This window comes from Desulfopila sp. IMCC35006 (assembly GCF_005116645.1).
Classification (GTDB): domain Bacteria; phylum Desulfobacterota; class Desulfobulbia; order Desulfobulbales; family Desulfocapsaceae; genus Desulforhopalus_A.
Genome location: NZ_SWCM01000001.1, coordinates 336,735 through 354,217, shown reverse-complemented (window position 1 = coordinate 354,217; position 17,483 = coordinate 336,735). Strand labels below are relative to the sequence as shown.

The 17,483-nt window shown below is 52.4% G+C and carries 16 protein-coding genes; 11 read left to right on the top strand and 5 right to left on the bottom strand.

Going from position 1 to position 17,483, the window contains the following annotated elements:
* Window positions 1-76: 76 nt before the first annotated feature.
* The 7 genes from FCL47_RS01585 to FCL47_RS01555 all read left to right on the top strand — a co-directional run bounded on the left by FCL47_RS01585 (window position 77) and on the right by FCL47_RS01555 (window position 4,955).
* The gene (locus tag FCL47_RS01585) at window positions 77-715 is read left to right on the top strand and encodes an acyloxyacyl hydrolase (RefSeq protein WP_136811702.1); all 639 of its coding nucleotides are present in this window, start codon (window positions 77-79) and stop codon (window positions 713-715) included.
* 7 nt (window positions 716-722) lie between these two features.
* Window positions 723-1,166: a hypothetical protein gene (locus FCL47_RS01580; protein WP_136811701.1), complete on the top strand. Its 444-nt coding sequence runs from the start codon at window positions 723-725 to the stop codon at window positions 1,164-1,166.
* Complete coding sequence (locus FCL47_RS01575) at window positions 1,159-2,166, top strand: BtrH N-terminal domain-containing protein (protein WP_240744096.1); 1,008 nt, start codon at window positions 1,159-1,161, stop codon at window positions 2,164-2,166. The genes FCL47_RS01580 and FCL47_RS01575 overlap by 8 nt, the downstream gene beginning before the upstream one ends.
* On the top strand, window positions 2,145-2,945 hold the full coding sequence (locus FCL47_RS01570; protein ID WP_240744095.1) for an ABC transporter ATP-binding protein: 801 nt from the start codon (window positions 2,145-2,147) through the stop codon (window positions 2,943-2,945). The genes FCL47_RS01575 and FCL47_RS01570 overlap by 22 nt, the downstream gene beginning before the upstream one ends.
* A gap of 4 nt (window positions 2,946-2,949) precedes the next feature.
* Window positions 2,950-4,239, top strand: a complete 1,290-nt coding sequence (locus FCL47_RS01565; protein WP_136811699.1) for an ABC transporter permease — start codon at window positions 2,950-2,952, stop codon at window positions 4,237-4,239.
* A gap of 134 nt (window positions 4,240-4,373) precedes the next feature.
* On the top strand, window positions 4,374-4,637 hold the full coding sequence (locus FCL47_RS01560; RefSeq protein WP_136811698.1) for a phosphopantetheine-binding protein: 264 nt from the start codon (window positions 4,374-4,376) through the stop codon (window positions 4,635-4,637).
* Between the two features lie 84 nt (window positions 4,638-4,721).
* Entirely contained in the window at window positions 4,722-4,955 is a 234-nt protein-coding gene (locus FCL47_RS01555; RefSeq protein ID WP_136811697.1) for a DUF3820 family protein, read from the top strand.
* Between the two features lie 8 nt (window positions 4,956-4,963).
* On the opposite strand, the gene FCL47_RS01550 is transcribed toward FCL47_RS01555, so the two are convergent.
* On the bottom strand, window positions 4,964-6,361 hold the full coding sequence (locus tag FCL47_RS01550; protein ID WP_136811696.1) for a dipeptidase: 1,398 nt from the start codon (window positions 6,359-6,361) through the stop codon (window positions 4,964-4,966).
* Window positions 6,362-6,382: 21 nt separating this feature from the next.
* Window positions 6,383-6,805 (bottom strand): PaaI family thioesterase, encoded by a 423-nt coding sequence (locus FCL47_RS01545; RefSeq protein WP_167496321.1) that lies wholly within the window; start codon window positions 6,803-6,805, stop codon window positions 6,383-6,385.
* A 361-nt stretch (window positions 6,806-7,166) separates the two neighbouring features.
* Between FCL47_RS01545 and FCL47_RS01535 the strand changes: the two genes are divergently transcribed.
* The 4 genes from FCL47_RS01535 to FCL47_RS01520 all read left to right on the top strand — a co-directional run bounded on the left by FCL47_RS01535 (window position 7,167) and on the right by FCL47_RS01520 (window position 11,340).
* A complete protein-coding gene (locus FCL47_RS01535) occupies window positions 7,167-8,009 on the top strand; it encodes a rhodanese-like domain-containing protein (protein ID WP_304992058.1) in 843 nt (280 codons plus the stop codon).
* Window positions 8,006-9,127: an NAD(P)/FAD-dependent oxidoreductase gene (locus FCL47_RS01530; protein WP_136811692.1), complete on the top strand. Its 1,122-nt coding sequence runs from the start codon at window positions 8,006-8,008 to the stop codon at window positions 9,125-9,127. Before FCL47_RS01535 ends, FCL47_RS01530 begins: the two co-directional genes overlap by 4 nt.
* A 235-nt stretch (window positions 9,128-9,362) precedes the next feature.
* Window positions 9,363-10,763 carry a sigma-54-dependent Fis family transcriptional regulator gene (locus FCL47_RS01525; RefSeq protein WP_136811691.1) on the top strand — a complete coding sequence of 467 codons (1,401 nt, stop codon included), beginning with the start codon at window positions 9,363-9,365 and terminating at the stop codon, window positions 10,761-10,763.
* Window positions 10,764-11,112: 349 nt separating this feature from the next.
* Window positions 11,113-11,340 carry a hypothetical protein gene (locus tag FCL47_RS01520; protein ID WP_136811690.1) on the top strand — a complete coding sequence of 76 codons (228 nt, stop codon included), beginning with the start codon at window positions 11,113-11,115 and terminating at the stop codon, window positions 11,338-11,340.
* An 8-nt stretch (window positions 11,341-11,348) separates the two neighbouring features.
* On the opposite strand, the gene FCL47_RS01515 is transcribed toward FCL47_RS01520, so the two are convergent.
* From FCL47_RS01515 to FCL47_RS01505, 3 genes are all read right to left on the bottom strand, one after another.
* A complete protein-coding gene (locus tag FCL47_RS01515) occupies window positions 11,349-12,320 on the bottom strand; it encodes a zinc transporter ZntB (RefSeq protein ID WP_205747170.1) in 972 nt (323 codons plus the stop codon).
* A gap of 10 nt (window positions 12,321-12,330) precedes the next feature.
* Complete coding sequence (locus FCL47_RS01510; RefSeq protein ID WP_136811688.1) at window positions 12,331-13,866, bottom strand: bifunctional GNAT family N-acetyltransferase/carbon-nitrogen hydrolase family protein; 1,536 nt, start codon at window positions 13,864-13,866, stop codon at window positions 12,331-12,333.
* A 409-nt stretch (window positions 13,867-14,275) separates the two neighbouring features.
* Window positions 14,276-17,278, bottom strand: a complete 3,003-nt coding sequence (locus FCL47_RS01505) for a chemotaxis protein CheB (protein ID WP_136811687.1) — start codon at window positions 17,276-17,278, stop codon at window positions 14,276-14,278.
* Between the last annotated feature and the right edge of the window lie 205 nt (window positions 17,279-17,483).

Genomic DNA, 17,483 nt, shown 5'->3' with positions numbered 1-17,483 from the left:
TTTGTTTCTGCTTACAGTATAAAGAATCTGTCACCAGTTGTTTTTTCAGATCTCCCAATCAATTACCGGATAAAAAATGATGATCCCGTCCATTGCACCAGTGACAGAAAGAATCAACCGGGCCGCTCATAATAGTGGAATTGGCGGTGTCCGTCTGATCGGCGTCTTTTTCCTCTGCAGTCTTCTTCTGCCCGGTTATGCCGATGCCGACGGTCTGGACACATCCCGGGACAACTGGGCCATCATCAGTGGCTATGGCCAGAGTTTTCCAGGTTGGGGGGATACCTCCCAGCGCGTTGAAACCATTGATCTGATTCCCCGCTATAATCATCATATTGTCGATGACATTGGTTCCGGCTGGTATCAAGGGTATCATTCGCTCTTGGTGGAGCTGCCGGTTTCCTTTGTCGTCAGTCCTGATGTCTCGGCTATGGTCGGGGTGAATTTTCTCGCCTGTTACACCTTTACTTCAGCGCAGCAATGGCAGCCGTATCTGTTTGCCGGCGGTGGGCCGGTGTATAGTTTTGCCGATATCGAGGGAATGGGTGCCGATCTCAACGGTAATTATCAATTCGGCATCGGTCTGAAAAATGACTGGGATACCGCCCATCAGATCCTTTTTGAAGTACGCTATCATCATATTTCCAATGCAGGTACGGAGGAACCCAACGAACCCCTTAACTCGCTGAAATTCTTGCTCGGGCTCACTTTTTAGAAAACGCATGGATAACCACACTCACGCTGCAGATAACGGGATAACCGGTGGCGTAAAAATTGTCAGTTATGTCCAGAACTACCGGGGAAACCACGAGCTCGTTGCCGGCTCCATGTGGCATCCCGTGGATATCGTCAATCGCCAGGCATGGGCCGAAATAGACAGGCAGATCAAGGTAGCAAAGGCGAAAGTTGCAGCTGGCCGGGCGAGCTGTCTGCATTATTATATGACGGCCAATCAAATGAATGTCAGCCTGCTTGCCAGTTATACCGGCCAGTCTCGCTGGTCGGTTCGTCTGCATATGATACCTTTCTTTTTTAAGCGGTTGCGTGTCGGCACCTTAAAAAAATACGGGGAGACGTTTAAGGTTACCCTTGATGATCTGCGGGAAGGCCGACTGCGACCGCCTGTTTATAAACAAAATGCGGATGAGGCCCGGCCCTTTGCCTGATTTTTCCCATACCCAGTCTGCCCATTGCGAAAGCGGTGTCGCTGCCAGTCTGCTCCGTCATAAGGGAATTGAAATTTCCGAAGCCATGGCCTTTGGTATCGGCGGCGGGCTGTTTTTTGGCTACCTGCCTTTTATCCGGCTCAATGGTCTGCCGCTTGTTACCTATCGTTCCGCTGCCGGGCATATCCTGAAACGAATAAGCAGAATTCCCGGCATCAGCATGCACCAGCAAAAATTTCGGGATAAAAGCCAGGCTATGGCGGCGCTGGATGATGCCCTGGCTCATTCAATCCCGGTGGGACTGCAGACCGGTGTCTACTGGCTGCCTTATTTCCCGAGCGCCCTGCGTTTTCATTTTAATGCCCATAACCTCGTGGTCTACGGCAAAGAAGGGGATGAGTACCTGATCAGTGATCCGGTATTTCCGGGGCCTGTGCGTTGTCCCGGTGAAGACCTGGCGAGAGCTCGCTTCGCTTCAGGAGCCCTCGCGCCGAAAGGGAAAATGTATTATCTGACTCGAGTGCCCGAAAATCTCGAGCGACGGTCCCTTATCGTCAAGGGTATCAGATCGGTCTGTAAAATGATGCTTGGCAGCCCTTTCCCTTTGATAGGTGTCAAGGGCATACGCTTTTTGGCCAATCGACTGGAACGATGGCCTGATCGGCTGGGTAAAGAAAACGCTGCTCTGCATGTCGGTCATGTCGTACGCATGCAGGAGGAAATTGGTACCGGTGGCGGCGGTTTTCGGTTTATGTATGCTGCTTTTCTTCAGGAGAGTGGAGTTGTCCTGGAGGATCAATCCCTGGCTGACTATGCAGCGCTATTGACCCAGGCAGGAGACAGCTGGCGACAATTTGCGGTTATTGCCGCCCGCATATGTAAAAATCGTGCCCGGCCGGAAGATACCTACACGGTTATGGCAGAGAGCATTCGGCAATGTGCCTCTCTGGAAGAAAACTTCTTCCGAGAGCTGGAAGGTTGGGTGAAAAAACAGTCATGAATGCCCGCAACCCCTCCCTGTATAAAAAAGAGTCCGGCATCGCACTTGAAGCCAATTCGCTCGTTAAACGCTATAACAAGAGCAGCCGGCCCGCCTTGAATGATTTTGATCTGCAGGTTAATAAAGGCGAGTTTTTTGGGCTGCTTGGCACAAATGGCGCCGGTAAAACCACGGCGGTTTCGGTCTTCAGCGGTTTCTTTCCGCCCGACAGTGGTACCGTCTCCATAATGGGTATGGATTTTCGTCGGCAGGCACATAAAATCAGGCAGATTATCGGCGTAGTTCCCCAGGAAATTGCGCTGTATGACAAGCTGTCTGCCCGGGAAAATCTATCGTTTTTTGGCAGACTGTACGGCTTTGGCGGGAAATTGCTCGAAGCGCGAATTGACCTGTGTCTGCAGTTCGCCGGCCTCACCGACCAGGCGACGCGGCTGGTCTCTGCCTATTCCGGGGGGATGAAGCGTCGGCTCAATCTCGCCACCGGACTGTTGCACGCTCCGCAAATTCTCTTTCTCGATGAACCGACCGTCGGTATCGATACCCAGTCCAGACATTTGATTCATAAACAGCTGACAGCGCTTAATCTGGCGGGGATAACAATTCTCTATACCACCCACTACATGGAGGAGGCACAGGAGCTTTGCAGCCGGATAGGCATTATCGATGGCGGTAAAATTATTCTGCAGGGCAAACCCAATAGACTTCTGCAGCAGAGCGGCAGCCGGAATCTGGAAGAGCTTTTCTTGGATTTGACGGGTAAGCAGCTTCGGGATACGTAATGCGATGCGCAAAATAATTACCACTGCCGGCAAGGAACTTTTGCTGTTGAAACGGGATCGTACCGGTCTGCTGGTCCTTTTCCTTATGCCGGCGATCCTGGTTATAGTCATCACCCTTGTGCAGGAAAATGTGATGGAGCTCACCGGGCAGAAGAACACCCGGCTGCTGTTTCTCGATCTGGATGAGGGAGGACTTGGCAATTCCCTGCGCGGCCGGTTGTCGGACAATAATTTTGCGATAGTTGTCTGGGACAAACGGCAGAAAAACAGTGATGCACTGCAGGCGGCGGTCGCTGCCGGTGACTATCAGGTAGGTGTCGTTATTCCGGAAAAATCTTCACACAAGCTGCAGCAAAGAACAGAGGGCATGTTGGAAGAGAGTAAAGCAGATGATATGAAAAATGCACCAGGCAAGATTCCTGTGGATGTTTTTTTTGACCCGGGGATCATGCCCGGTCTTCGTTCCGGTCTGACCGCCCAGTTGCAGATGGCCCTGGAAACTATTGCCATGGAGGCAAAAATTACCGTTCTTGAGCGCAAAGTAACAGAAATAGTTGGCCAATTCGGCCTCGCCAGGGACGCTGGACCGCTGCCGACGGCAGGACTCGCGGCTCTTTTCGGCCGGCAGCTGTTTGCCTTGCAGGACGGCGGGGATAGCGCAAGAGCAGGAACGACTCCCCCCTATAATCCCGTGCAGCAAAATGTTCCGGCCTGGGCGCTCTTTGGCATGTTCTTTACCGCCATCCCCATTGCCGGCGCAATTCTGCAGGAGCGCAGGTCGGGCATATGGATTCGCCTCGCCTCTCTGCCGGTCTCCCATCTGCTCCTCTTTGCCGGGAAGGTCGTGGCGTATATGGGGGTTTGCCTCTGCCAGTTCCTGCTTATTGGCCTGATCGGTGTCTTTTTGTTTCCATATATCGGGCTTCCGGCGTTTGTTGTTGCCGGACATCCACTCGCTGTGCTGCTTACCGTGCTCTTTTCCAGTCTTGCGGCCTGCGGTTTTGGTATAGTCCTGGGGATGGCCTGCAAAACCTATGAACAGGCATCCACCCTGGGGTCGACGGTGGTAGTCGCTTCTGCTGCCATCGGGGGAATCATGGTTCCCGTGTATGCCATGCCGCAGACAATGCAGCAGATCAGTATTATATCGCCGTTGAACTGGGGATTGACGGCTTTCCAGGACCTGCTGGTGCGGGGATATGGCGGGGCCGCCATTGTCGATGACCTCGGTCGAATGACGCTGTTTTTTCTTCTCTGTATCCTCTTTGCCTGGAAGCTGGCGCGAACGCGATAATAACCCTGTAACTTGACAATCTTAGTGAATCAGAAATAGCTTTCTTGTGTTTTTTATAGAAAAACTATTTCGTAAACGAACTTAACCCGCAAAATTTTTTGTCGGGGTTAGTGAAATAATATATTGAACTTCTTATGGAACCTTTTGAACGAGAACTGCTGGAACTGATCTGCACCACCTGTAATTTTGATGATGTGGAAATGGACAAGATCGATCGCCATGCCCCCCTGATCGGCCCGGAGTCTCCACTAGGTGCCGACTCTCTTGATGCCCTGGAAATTGCGGTAACCATTCAGCGGGAATATGGGGTGAGGATGGACTCGGAAAACACCAGCCGGACTGTTCTGCAATCCCTGGCGACGCTGGCTCAGTATGTTGACAGCAACAGGGCCCATTGAGCAGGGAGTCTGGAACTCTACCCGCGGTATCTGCCGCAGCAAAGGTTGTCGTGGTAGTGGTAATTCTTCCCAGGATGCACTGACATGAGCGAAATACCTTTTGATCATCAACAGCTTCTTGAGCTGGCGCAAATGAAAATGCCCTTTGGCAAATATGCCGGACGACTGCTGATCGACCTGCCAGAACCCTACGTGGTCTGGTTTGCCGGGAAAGGTTTTCCGGCAGGAAAACTGGGCCAGATGCTGGCTATCGTCTATGAGATCAAGGCCAATGGCCTGGAGTATCTGTTTGAGCCGCTCAGAGGCAATAGCCGGTAAAATTTCCTTTAAGTTGCCGGGCCAGTTGGCTGGCCCGCCAGTCTGCCCAGAAAATCGGCAACCGTTTTCATGCCTTTGTTGAACTGATCGAGACTGAATTTCTCATTGGGGGCATGGATGGTATCGTCGGGCAGGCCAAAACCCATCAGCACCACCGGAGTTTTGAGGATCGTATCAAAAAGTGCGGCGATAGGAATTGAGCCGCCCTCCCGCATAAATACCGGCGGGGTGCCGTAGACCGACTCGAGGGCCTGGGACGCCGCCTGAATATAGCGGCTGTCGGGATGGATATAAAAACCTTTCCCCGAATGAAGATTGGTGAGCTGCACCCGGTGGCCGGCCGGCATGTTGCGGCGTACCGCTTTTTGCAGCCAGGTAAATGCGTCGTCTGGATCGATATTTGCCGGAAGGCGTAAACTCACCTTGGCCAGTGCCGTTGCCGGAATTACGGTTTTGGCGCCTTCTCCGGTAAAGCCACCGCGAATCCCGTGAACCTCCAGGGTCGGCCGCACCCCTAACCGCTCCAGAGGCGGATAGTTCTTTTCACCTACCAGCTCTGTTACCCCCATTTCGGTGCACAGGGCGTCTTGAATGTGCAGAGGATCTTCCTGTAAAAAAGATTTTTCGGCAGCCGTGGGGGTTGGGGTGGCAGCGGCAAGTTCCGGAATCTGGATAACCCCGTCTTCACCCTTCAAACGGTTTATCAATATGCAGAGTGCATGAATCGGGTTAGGCGCCACGCCGCCGTAGCTTCCGGAATGGAGATCAGTTTTCGCACCGGATACGGTAATTTCAGTATAGAGGATGCCTCGAAGGCTGGTCACCAGCGAAGGCTGCTCCGGGTGCACCATATGGGTATCGCAAATCAATGCGGCGTCGGCCTGCAGGAGTTCGGGGTTGTCCTGCACATATCTGGTGATCGAAGCGCCGCCCGCTTCCTCTTCCCCTTCAAGCAGGATCTTGACGTTTATCGGCAGGGCCCCGTTCACTGCGAACCATGCTTCAAGAGCTGCCAGCACGAGCATGACCTGGGCCTTGTCATCACTTGCCCCGCGACAGTAAATGTTTCCATCGCGAATGGTTGGTTCAAAAGGCGGGGTCTGCCATTCTTTGACGGGGTCCACCGGCTGCACGTCATAGTGCCCGTAGACAAGCAGGGTGGGGGTGTTTTTATCCAGCATCGACTCCGCATACACTAACGGATGTCCCGTCGTGGCGATGGTTTTTGCCTCGGGAAAACCAATGGCCTGCAATCTTTCCCGGACCCAGTCGGCAGCTCTGGCTACATCCGCTTTATGCTCGGAGAGGGTGCTGATGCTTGGTATTGCCAGCCATTGCTGTAATTGTTCAATGAATCGGTTCTGGTTTTCATCCAGATAGCTGTTGCGTTTCGCTGCATCCGCCATGGTATTTCTCCTGTTGCTCATTTATAGACGATGGTCTCGCTGCATGAATCTGGCTTTGCCCTTGCACACTATTCTGTCGCCGATCCGGATGTGCGATCTGACATGATAGAGTGGTGGCAGTGATGAATCAATCCAGGCTCTGATATCCAGAGTACCATCGCAGGCCACCTGTTCGAGATAGCGAACCGTCAGTTCGCCGGTTACCGCTTCGATATCCTGATGCAGGAGGCATTGGGCCATGGCTGTATCAAGCAGGGCCGAAAGGACACCGCCATGCATAACACCGGTGTAACCCTGCAGATTCCTGTTGCCGGTAAAAGTCGTTGATACGGCACCATCGTCGGTTTTTTTGAATTTCAGGCCAAAAGAAAAGGGATTTTCCTGTCCGCACATAAGACAGAACCGGTGGCTTGTCTGGGCAGTTGAGGGGTCAGTTTGTTCCATGATATTTCGGGAAAATGATGTATTGGGAAAGGCGACGTCGGGCAATTCGTCTGCATGTATCGCTGGTGGAGTACCAATTAAAGTATTTTGTTTAATTGCTTGCTTGACACAACTGGAAAAGTGATCAAATATAGCATATGCACAAATTGTGTCCATCTCTCTTTCAGAAACAGTATACCCAAGGGAGAAAAATTATGTCGAAAATTCTGATGTCTATCAAAAAAATATCTCGTCTACACCGTTCTTCAGTTCTTGCTGGGGCGATCTTTACTCATCGGTTAGGCGAAAAATTCGAGCAGTCGATAGGGATATCATTGTATAACCTGTTCATGGATGCAAAACATTATCAATGGAGGACAATATGAAGTGGATGCAGTTTTTTACTCCGGTAACATCGATAAACTGGCAGGAAGCGCACCAGCTTGCCGAAGAGACGCCTGGCCGTGATGTTGTTTTTCTCGATGTACGTCAACCGAAAGAGTATGCCCATGGCCATCTGCCGGGAGCTAAACTCATTCCGCTGGGTGATCTGGATAAGCGATTGGACGAACTTGGTAAAGAGCAGCCCATTGTCATTTATTGAGCGAGCGGCGGACGCAGCCGGGTTGCTGCGCAGATGCTTGCCGGGAAAGGTTTTAGCAAAGTGTATAATCTGACCGGAGGAATTAAGGCCTGGAACAAGGAGGTCGCGGTCGGCGCCGAAGACACAGGACTGCATCTTTTCTCCAGGGAGGAGAGTCCCGAAGAAGCGGTTGTTGTCGGTTTTGGCCTGGAAGTGGGATTGCGGGAATTTTATCTTTCCATGCAGGCGCAAACCTCCAGGGAGTCGACAAAGGCACTTTTCGGTAAGCTGGCGGATATTGAGATCCTGCATCAGGAACGGCTGGTGGAACTGTATCGGGACATGACCGGTTCGGCCATGACGGCGACCGAGTTCAGCAAAAAAATTGTCGAGCCGGGCATGGAAGGCGGCCTGAGCACCGAAGAGTATCTGCAGCTCTACCATATTGATTATGATTCGGAACTGGAGGTGCTTGGCATGGCGCTGGCCATTGAAGCACAGGCTCTTGACCTCTATTTGCGCGCAGCAGAGCAAAGCGATAACCACCAGACCAAAAAGGTCTTGCAACAGATTGCCGATGAAGAGCGCAGTCATATTGCCCGGCTGAGCAGCTATATCGATCAACAACAGGATCTGACATGACTGAACAAGCGAAAAAACTCGTGCTCATCGGTGGCGGCCATGCCCATATGGTAACCCTGGCCAAGCTGGAAACCTTTGTTGCAAAAGGCTATGCGGTTACCGTGATCCAACCTTCCGAGTACCATTATTACAGTGGGATGGGGCCGGGAATGCTCGGGGGAACCTATCGGCCTGAAGACATCCGTTTTGCCACCCGTCGGCTGGTTGAAGAAAAAGGCGGCACCTTTATTCTTGGCAAGGCCTACCGGATCGATCCGCATAAACAGCTGGTTTTCCTCGAAGAGAGTAAAGAAGAAATTCCATATGACGTTTTATCCTGCAACGCCGGTTCGTATGTGCCCCGGGAGATGATCAAAGGAGAATCGCAAGATATTTTCACCGCCAAACCCATAGAGGAACTGCTGGTTGCAAGAAAGAGGATCCTCGAACTTGCAGCCGCGCGGGAAATAACCGTTGCCGTGGTCGGCAGCGGTCCTTCTTCCATTGAGATTGCCGGTAATATTCACCAGCTGTGTCAACAGCAGGGCAGTCATATGCCAAAGATCCAGCTCTTTGGCGGCCGCAATTTCATGTCCGGCCGGCCGGACAAGGTCCGCAAGCTGGCCAGGACAATCCTGGTGGGGAAAGGTATTGAAATAATAGAGGCCGGATATGTGCAGCAGATCGAGAGGAATCACCTCTTGCTGGAAAACGGTGAAAGTTATCCGGCTGATGTTATTTTTCCCGCGGTCGGGGTCAAGCCATCGAAGATTTTTGCCAGATCCGGCTTGCCGATTGGCCCGGATGGCGGGCTGCTGGTCGATGAATTTCTGCGCTCGAGCCGCTATGAAAATATCTTCGGCGGCGGAGACTGCATCCATTTTGTGCCCCAGCCACTGGATAAGGTGGGAGTGTACGCGGTTCGTCAGAACAATGTGCTGTATGGCAACCTGATGGCCAGTCTTGACGGCAAAAATCCGGAAAAATTCATTCCTGGCGGAAAATATCTCCTGATCTATAATCTTGGCGACGGCGATGGTATTCTCTCCAAGTGGTTCGTGACTTTTTCGGGGAAGCTGGCCTTTTATATCAAGGATCGGATAGACCGCAAGTTTATAGAAACGTTCCAGCGCCATTAACTGTATAGCTGTTCTTTTCACGTCCCGTGGCTTACAGGGTTGCCGGATAAAAAAAATGTGCTTACCACTACATCTCAGCCACTGAACCAGGGTGCGGGCTGTTCGTTCCCCGGGGCGCCGTGATCCCATCCCTGGGAGTTTCGCTGCAGCCATCCTTGGCTGCAGAGACCCGGTAAACAAACAGCCCACCCCCTTCCATTCCGACAGGCTGAGCTTGAGAGGTAATCCAAAAAAAATGTACAATATTCTGATATTTGGTCTGGAAAAAGAGCGGGAAAAGCTGATCGCCGATTTTTCCTCGATGCCCTGTCGATTTTTAGCGGTTAATTCTTCCGCCGAGTTTTATGCGACTGCTTTTTCGCGTATTTATGATGTGTGGATAATTGAAGCATCACACCCTGCGTTTGGCGAGATTGAACTCGCCGAACTGACGACAACCCACAACACGCCGCATATTTTCCTCTATGGTGAGGCTGACCACGCAGCAGTAACCGCCCCGAGTCAGCCAAGCAAGGTGAATATGCTGGCCAAAAAGGATCTCGGCCGCTGTGCTGCCGTTTTTGCGCAGCTGATGCGCGATCTCCGCGAACAAAACAGAGAGCGTTATCTGGCAGGATATATCCAGACACCGCCGGGGCGAGAGGCAATCGTCACCAAAAGCCCATTGATGGAGCAGTTGCTGGATCTGATAAAAGACATCGCTCCCACGGAGTCCCCGATTTTCCTGCACGGCGAAACGGGAACGGGCAAGGAACTGCTCGCCAACATCTTCCATAATGAATCCCGGCGCCGGTCCGGGCCGTTTATGGCGGTGAATTGCGGCGCCCTGCCGGACAGCCTGCTGGAATCTGAATTGTTCGGCTACGAAAAAGGTGCCTTCACCGGCGCCACCAGCCGGCGTATCGGCAAGATCGAACACGCTGCCGGAGGAACTTTATTTCTCGATGAAATCGAGTCGATGTCCCCGGCTATGCAGGTGCGGCTGCTGCGTGTGCTGCAGGAAAAAAATCTGCAGCGCCTTGGCGGCAATAGCGAGGTCAGCACTGATTTCCGGGTGATCGGGGCGACGAATACCGATCCGTTCGAACTTCTTAATTCAGGGCGGCTGCGCTCCGATCTCTACTATCGGTTGTCGGTTTTTCAAGTGCATCTTCCGCCACTTCGTGACAGGATTGAAGACATTCCCCTTTTGACCCAGCATTTTATCAGCAAAAAGAAAAAAGATGGGCGGGACTATATTAAAAGACTGGACCGGCAGGCGCAGAAGATTCTCCTCTCGGTTCCCTGGTTCGGCAATATACGGGAGCTGCAAAATGTAATCGAGAGGGCGGTTATGCTTGCCGACAGCGAAACTATCAGTGCTGATCTCATTCATATTCCGAGTCTTCCCCTGGGCGGCTCGCAGCACTCCGGGACGGATTTGAGCGAGCACGCCTTCCGGCCGGGAACAACCCTGAAGTCCTATAAAACCAATCTTTCCCAGGCAGCAGAACGAAAGTATCTGGTTGAGCTGCTGGATTATACCGACGGACGGATCGGGGAATCGGCGCAATTAGCCGGCTTGACCCCCCGGGCTCTCTATAACAAGATGAAAATATATGGGTTGAAGAAAGAGGATTTTAGAAAATCGGAATAATTAATTCATATCGGAAAAATGTGAGAAAGAAGCTTTATAACAGATAGTTAGATGCTGGTGTGGATGATTTGACCAGATCAATCGGAACCTGCGTTGTCGATTAGGGATTATCCGGTAAGGCGAAAAAGGCGGCAATCTTTTCTGATCCGGGCAAACTAAAAAATAACCATGGCCACCTATCTCTTTGCTAATACATTTAAAATTGTTGGGCGCTCCCTTTTTTTACGACAGAATCGTCAAGGCAGAGCTGTCAGCACCTCTCGATAATTGAAAATATTCTCTGGCACACTTTTTGTATAATAGAATGGTTGAGACTATTCATGATCTGTACCCAAACAAGGAGGATGCCATGGCAAAGGTTACGAAAAAGCAAGGGGAACGGGAGCGGTTCGGGAAATGTGCCATCTGCATGGAATATATCCCCATTGAATATTATTTCAGTATAGGCGATGCTATTGTCTGTTATGAATGTGGGACGGAATATGTGCTCTCCTCAAAAGATCCGGTGAAGCTTACCATGCTTGAAGTGGATCATGATCCGGATGACTACTATGGGGACAAGCTCTTTAACGACTGACGGCCGGATCAGAGCCAGTGTTTTTTACGGAAATAGAGAAACTGGACGAAGCAGACGCCAAGGAGCAGGGCGATAACGATCAGAAAAGCCCATGGGTTCGCTGCCCCGGGGATACCGCCGACATTTATGCCCAGCAGGCCGGTGAAAAAACTCAATGGCAGAAAGATGGTGGTGACGAGCGACAGGGTATACATTCGGGAATTTATCTGTTCGCTCAGAAGATTGATCAGCTCTTCCTGGGCAACATTAGCCCGCTCCCGGAGAGAATCAAGATCTTCGACGATGCGGATGAGACTGTTGGCAGTTTCGTATAAATGTCTTTTGTCCTGTTCGCTGAACCAGTGAATTTTTTCAACCTGCATTCGGGTAAACGCTTCTCGCTGCGGGGCCAGATAGCGGCGCAGCATGATTGCCTGGCGGCGAAGACCGGATATCCTGGAACGCAATTTTCGATCATGGGCAACCACCACCTGTTCTTCCAGCTCCGATGTCTGGTCTTCGATGCCTTCCACCGTTTCTTCAATATATTCCGTCAGGAGTTCAGCCAGGGTATTGATAAATTCGCCGCTGGTGGCCGGGCCTTGGCCGGCCGAAAAACTGCCGACAAGCCCGGTGACGGACAGCAGTTTTCTCCTTCTGGTGGTAATGATCCTCTTTTGTTCGGCCCAGATGCGAATGGACACCATATCTTCATGGTCTTCGCCGGGGTTGTGGTTGACCCCCCGCAGCGTGAGGAGGACCCCGTCGCCGATCACCGTTGACCGGGGTCTGGTTCCTTCACTGAGCAGCGCGTCAACGAGCAGCGCTTCCAGTCCGCTCTGCTCCTCGAGCCAGCGGATCGCCTCCGGAGCGGTGCAGGACAAATGCATCCAGAGGACGCCCTGCTCCGGTGACCATTCGGCAATCTCCTGCCAGCCAAGCTCCCGGCCGCCGCCTTTGCCATCGAAAAGAATGGCGTGAATCAAGCCTTTTTCTTGCAAAATGATCTCATCATTTATCCTTGACCCACTGCAAGGTATACAGGTCGGTTCGTCGATTCTCGAAATTTTTAACGGTACCTTGTGCCCTGATTTCTTTGATCAGATCAAGATCGAGGTTGGCAATTAAAGTTGTCTCTATCCCCGGTGTCGCTTCTGCGGCTATGGAATCGTGGGGACAGGAAAAATCCGAGGGGGTAAAGATTGCCGACTGCGAATACTGGATGCCCAGGGTTTCGACCTTGGGGATGTTGCCAACGCTGCCGGAAATGGCCACATAGCACTCGTTCTCGATAGCCCTGGCCTGGGCGCACCGCTTTACCCGAAGAAAGCCTGTCTTCGTATCGGTCCAGAACGGGACCAGCAGCATTTTAATGCCTTTCAGGGCCTGCAGTCTGGCCAGTTCGGGAAATTCAACGTCATAGCAGATGAGGATGCCAATTTTGCCGACATCAGTTTCGAATACCTTCAGTTCATCGCCGCCGGAAATACCCCAGGAAGTAGCTTCTTCTGGGGTAATATGCAGTTTTGCCTGGCTGTCCCAGGTGCCATCGCGCCGGCACAGGAAGCTGACGTTGTACAGTTTGCCATTCTCCTGCACCTCGGGGACACTTCCCGCGACTATATTTATATTGTATTTAAGGGCCATCTCGGTGACGGCGATGCGCATCTGTTCCGTATAGCCGGCCAGCATGCGCATGGCCTCAGGTGGTTTATTGCCTTCGTATTGATGGATGAGCGGTGCATTGAAAAGCTCCGGAAAGAGGACTATGTCGGCTTTGTAATCGCTCACCGTATCGACAAAAAATTCGAACTGCTGCATAAAGTCTTCAAACGAATCGAAACGGCGCATTTTCCACTGGACGACTCCGAGCCGGGCAATGGATTTGGTTTTGCCGATCAGCTTGGTTTTCTTCTGGTAATAAATGTTGATCCACTCCATGAGGACCGCATTACCGCGGGACCTATGGTCCCCCGGCCAGTAGTCGTCGAGGAGGTTGCGGACATGGAACTCATTGGACAGCTGAAAGGTGAGAACCGGATCGTATATTTCTCTTTTTTTAACCTTGAGAATATATTCCTGGGCTTTCATCTCCTTTGAATATTTGCCATAACCCGGCATACGGCCGCCGATCAGAATGCCTTTGAGATTGAGACTTTCCGCCAGTTCCCGCCGGGCTTCGTACAGCCGGCGGCCGAGGCGCATGCCCTGGTATTCCGGATCGACGGAAACGTCAATGCCATAGAGATAATCCCCCTCCGGGTCGTGTGCCCTGAAGTTACCGCCGCCGATAATCTGGTGATAGGAGTGCTGGTCGCCGAAAAGACTGAAATCGATAATCACCGACAGGGCAATGGCGACAGCCTTGCCGTTGTCTTCTATACAGATCTGGCCTTCCGGGAAGAGGGTAATCAGTCGGGTTATTTCCTCTTTTGTCCAGGGGGTGGCGACCTCTTTATACGCCTTCACGGCCAGATCGTGCAATACCGGGAAGTCTTCAATGCGGAGATGGCGTGTTTTTAGTTTGTGCTCTATTTCTTCAGTCATTTTTTTTGGTCCTTTCGGTCATGTACGGTGTAAATGTAACGATAGCAACTGTTTTACTCATACTCATTGAACCTAGCCTGAGAATCCCTTGTCGACAATAATTATTTATCATGGTGGCGCAAAAATGACCCGGCCGGCATCGTGTCATGCAGTATTTGCCTGAGCGTCTCGGGTAAATTCCGGGAGGTGTATGATTTATGCAAAAACGCCTCGGGCCGCTCTAGCTGATCCAAGGCCTCTGCCGCTGAATTTGGTGGAATAAAAGGGATCACAAAGTTCATCGATGTTTTTGTCCACTGTGCCGCACCGGGCATCGGTTGCCCTGATACCGCAAAAGTGTTCAGCGATTGGCTGCCAGTCCGCCGGGATGAGTTTTTTCGCTGTGTTCTGTTTCTGGATTTTTCTGGTTTTAATGGTGACGAACCACGATTGCAACCGCCGCGCCGGTGATACCCTGAAGCACGCCGAAAGAATCGTAGAGCGGCTCCACTGTCAGCTCATAAATTTGCGTCTGGCCGCTCACAGCAGTGGCCATCTCACGATGATCCCCCTTGCCGTTCTGCATCACGCGCTGCTTGAAGGCCGTCAATCTCTCGGCCTCGTCTGCCGGCAGCAGGTCGTGATCGGTTTTGCCCAGGATAGATTCTCCGGGGAACAACCTGGCGTCCGTATTGCAGATCCAGGTGTAGCGAAGCTCTTTGTCCTGGTTGAAGACGGTCATCGGGAAAGCGTTCAGGGCGACGCGCATCCGCTCTTCACTGCGCTGCAACTCTTGCTGCATCTGTTTTGCGGTGTTGATGTCGACAAAAGTGATGACCACCCCCTCGATCACGTTGCTGAGTGTGCGATAAGGCTGGATGCGCATGGTGTACCACTTGTCTTCGACGGTTCGCACCTCGGCTTCGATCGGCATGAGCGTGTCGAGGGTGGCCCGGACATCGGCGACCAGGCGGTCATACCCCACAAGATTCGAGACGATATGCCCGACCGGTCGGCCGATATCACTGTGTATCAGGTTGATGATCTTGGTGGCGGCGGGGGTGAAACGGAGGATGTGCAGGCTATGGTCGATAAAGACCGTGCCGATGCCTGTTCCTGCCAGGAGATTGTTCATATCGTTATTAGCCAGGGTGAGATCGGCAACTTTCGTCTGCAGTTCCGCATTTACCGTAGCAAGTTCTTCATTTACCGACTGCAGTTCTTCCTTGGACGTCTCCAGTTCTTCATTGGTTGACTGGAGTTCTTCGTTGACCGACTGCATCTCCTCATTGGAAGATTTCAGCTCTTCGTTAGAGGTTTCCAGTTCTTCATTGGTGGTCTGGAGATATTCTTCCTTGGCTCGCAGTTCCTGCTTAAGTCTGAGGATTTCAATGTCTGTACCATTCAGGTCTGTGGTTATCGCCGGAGGGAGATGCTGCGGCAATTGTTCTGTCGGGAGGACCTCTTCCAGAGTGACGAGATACAGTCGTTGCTCGGCTGTTTTAGTCGCATCTTCTGCTGCCACCGGGTGAATCGACAGGTTCACCGTAGTATAGTCGCCGTTGGTCTTGACTCGTAACCCGCAACAGCGGTTGCTTTGATCCTGTCCGAGCGTTTTGTGCAGCGTCGTCGTCAGCTCCCGCCGCAGTCCTTCACGGGCCATTTTAAGAATGTTGTTGACGCCGGCTTCACCTGGCGCCGGCTCCAGATACATGCCTGTCCGCCCATGCAGGTAGAGGATGTCGCCCTGGCCATTGATGAGGATAGCTACAGGAGTGACCTGGTTGATGATTGCTCGCTCAGTGAGCTCGCGCAGCTGCAACTTGGCGGGGAGAGTCGTTTTTGCGGCAATGTGAACCGGGGCCGACATCGGCGGCAGGAATCTGCTGAAAGATCTGTCTCCGTCCGTGCGGAGGTCTTCTTTACGCTGGTACAGCTTTGCCTTGCGGTCCAGCACGGTGAAAAGATCGCTGAAATCACCGATCGTCTCTGAGCTGCCGAGGAAGAGGATGCCTTGAGGATTTAAGGCATAATGGAAAAGAGGAATAAGCTTTTTCTGCAGGTTACTGCTCATATAGATCAACAGATTACGACAGCTGATGAGGTCGAGTCTGGAAAATGGTGGGTCTTTGATAAGGTTCTGCTCGGAGAATACCAGCATGTCACGGATCCCCTTGGCGATGCGATAGCCGCTGCCGTCAGCTTCGCTGACAAAGAAACGGGCGAGACGTTCCGGGCTCAGGTCGGAGCTGATGCTTGCTGGATAAAGTCCCGTGCGGGCCGTGGCAATCGCCTGTGCGTCAAGATCGGTGGCGAAAACCTGCACTTTGAAATTTTTTTTCATGGCTTCCAGCCGTTCCTGCAGGAGGATAGCGATGGAATAGGCCTCCTCGCCGGTGGAACAGCCCGGCGACCAGACACGGATGGCGCTTCCCGGCGACTTGCCGATGAACAGTTGCGGAATGATTTTGTCTTCAACAATCTTGAAAATTTCCGGATCGCGAAAAAAATTGGTGACGCCAATGAGCAGATCGCGAAAAAGCGCCTCGACTTCCGCCGGCGTCTTCTGCATAAATTTTATGTAATCGGTTAATGCCTCAATCTGGTTGACGGCCATGCGTCTTTCAATTCGCCGGTTGATGGTGCTTGGTTTATAGTGACTGAAATCATGACCGGTCTGGGCCCGCAGCAGGATGAAAATCTTTTTCAAGGAGTTTTCGGCCATGGCCGCCGGGACAATCGTCCCCTGATGACTCCTGCCGAAGGCATGGGCCGCATAGGCCATCAACTGCGCCGGCATCTCGGCCGGTGCCAATTGATAGTCGACCAGCCCGGTGGCAATGGCGCTGCAGGGCATGCCGTCATACTCTGTGGTGTCTGGGGACTGGACCATGACCATTCCACCCTCACCTTTTATGGCCCGAACGCCCAGCGTGCCATCACTGCCGGTACCGGAAAGGACAATGCAGATCGCTCGTTCCCGCTGGTCCTGCGCGAGCGAGCGAAAGAAAAAGTCAATCGGCAGCCGCTGGCCGCGCGGGGCGGACGGTTCCAGCAGCTGGAGGGAGCCGTTTAGAAAAGCCATGTCGCGTCCCGGCGGGATGATGTAGGCGCAGTTGGGCTTGACCACCATCCCGTCCTCCACCTCGAAAACCTGCATTCGGGTATAGCGCTGGATAAGTCCGGTCAGGATACTTTTATGATCCGGTGCCAGATGTTGTACCAGAACAAAGGCCATGCCCGGGTCAGTCTGTGTCGGCATCCCCGAAAAAAAAGCCTCAAAGGCAGCCAGTCCACCGGCCGATGCGCCGATGCCGACAATGGGAAAGATATTTTCCAGGGCACTATCCGTCCCGGTTGTCGATTTCGAGGAGGGAGCGGGCTCTGTTGCTGCCCTGTTTTCTGTGCGTGCATTTTTTTTTGGTATGGCCATGGCGGGTGCAGCCTTTGTCTCAAGAATTGGTTGTGCAACTCGGCAGATACCGGGTAACAGGTGTATCTCTACCGTGTGTCGAGTCAGTGTGCAGATAACCTCTGTTTTATCCATTAGCGGAACTGGCCAGCGTCAGGCCGGGGGGAATACCTTTTTAACCGTGTACTGTTGCAATACCGGCATGCCCGAAATGCTTCCGACTCCA

Excerpts from the sequence above, each read along its gene's own strand:
- FCL47_RS01585 (WP_136811702.1), top strand. The coding sequence starts at position 77 with ATGATGATCCCGTCCATTGCACCAGTGACAGAAAGAATCAACCGGGCC.
- FCL47_RS01580 (WP_136811701.1), top strand. The coding sequence starts at position 723 with ATGGATAACCACACTCACGCTGCAGATAACGGGATAACCGGTGGCGTA.
- FCL47_RS01565 (WP_136811699.1), top strand. The coding sequence starts at position 2,950 with ATGCGCAAAATAATTACCACTGCCGGCAAGGAACTTTTGCTGTTGAAA.
- FCL47_RS01560 (WP_136811698.1), top strand. The coding sequence starts at position 4,374 with ATGGAACCTTTTGAACGAGAACTGCTGGAACTGATCTGCACCACCTGT.
- FCL47_RS01555 (WP_136811697.1), top strand. The coding sequence starts at position 4,722 with ATGAGCGAAATACCTTTTGATCATCAACAGCTTCTTGAGCTGGCGCAA.
- FCL47_RS01550 (WP_136811696.1), bottom strand. The coding sequence starts at position 6,361 with ATGGCGGATGCAGCGAAACGCAACAGCTATCTGGATGAAAACCAGAAC.
- FCL47_RS01545 (WP_167496321.1), bottom strand. The coding sequence starts at position 6,805 with ATGGAACAAACTGACCCCTCAACTGCCCAGACAAGCCACCGGTTCTGT.
- FCL47_RS01530 (WP_136811692.1), top strand. The coding sequence starts at position 8,006 with ATGACTGAACAAGCGAAAAAACTCGTGCTCATCGGTGGCGGCCATGCC.
- FCL47_RS01525 (WP_136811691.1), top strand. The coding sequence starts at position 9,363 with ATGTACAATATTCTGATATTTGGTCTGGAAAAAGAGCGGGAAAAGCTG.
- FCL47_RS01520 (WP_136811690.1), top strand. The coding sequence starts at position 11,113 with ATGGCAAAGGTTACGAAAAAGCAAGGGGAACGGGAGCGGTTCGGGAAA.
- FCL47_RS01510 (WP_136811688.1), bottom strand. The coding sequence starts at position 13,866 with ATGACTGAAGAAATAGAGCACAAACTAAAAACACGCCATCTCCGCATT.
- FCL47_RS01505 (WP_136811687.1), bottom strand. The coding sequence starts at position 17,278 with ATGGCCATACCAAAAAAAAATGCACGCACAGAAAACAGGGCAGCAACA.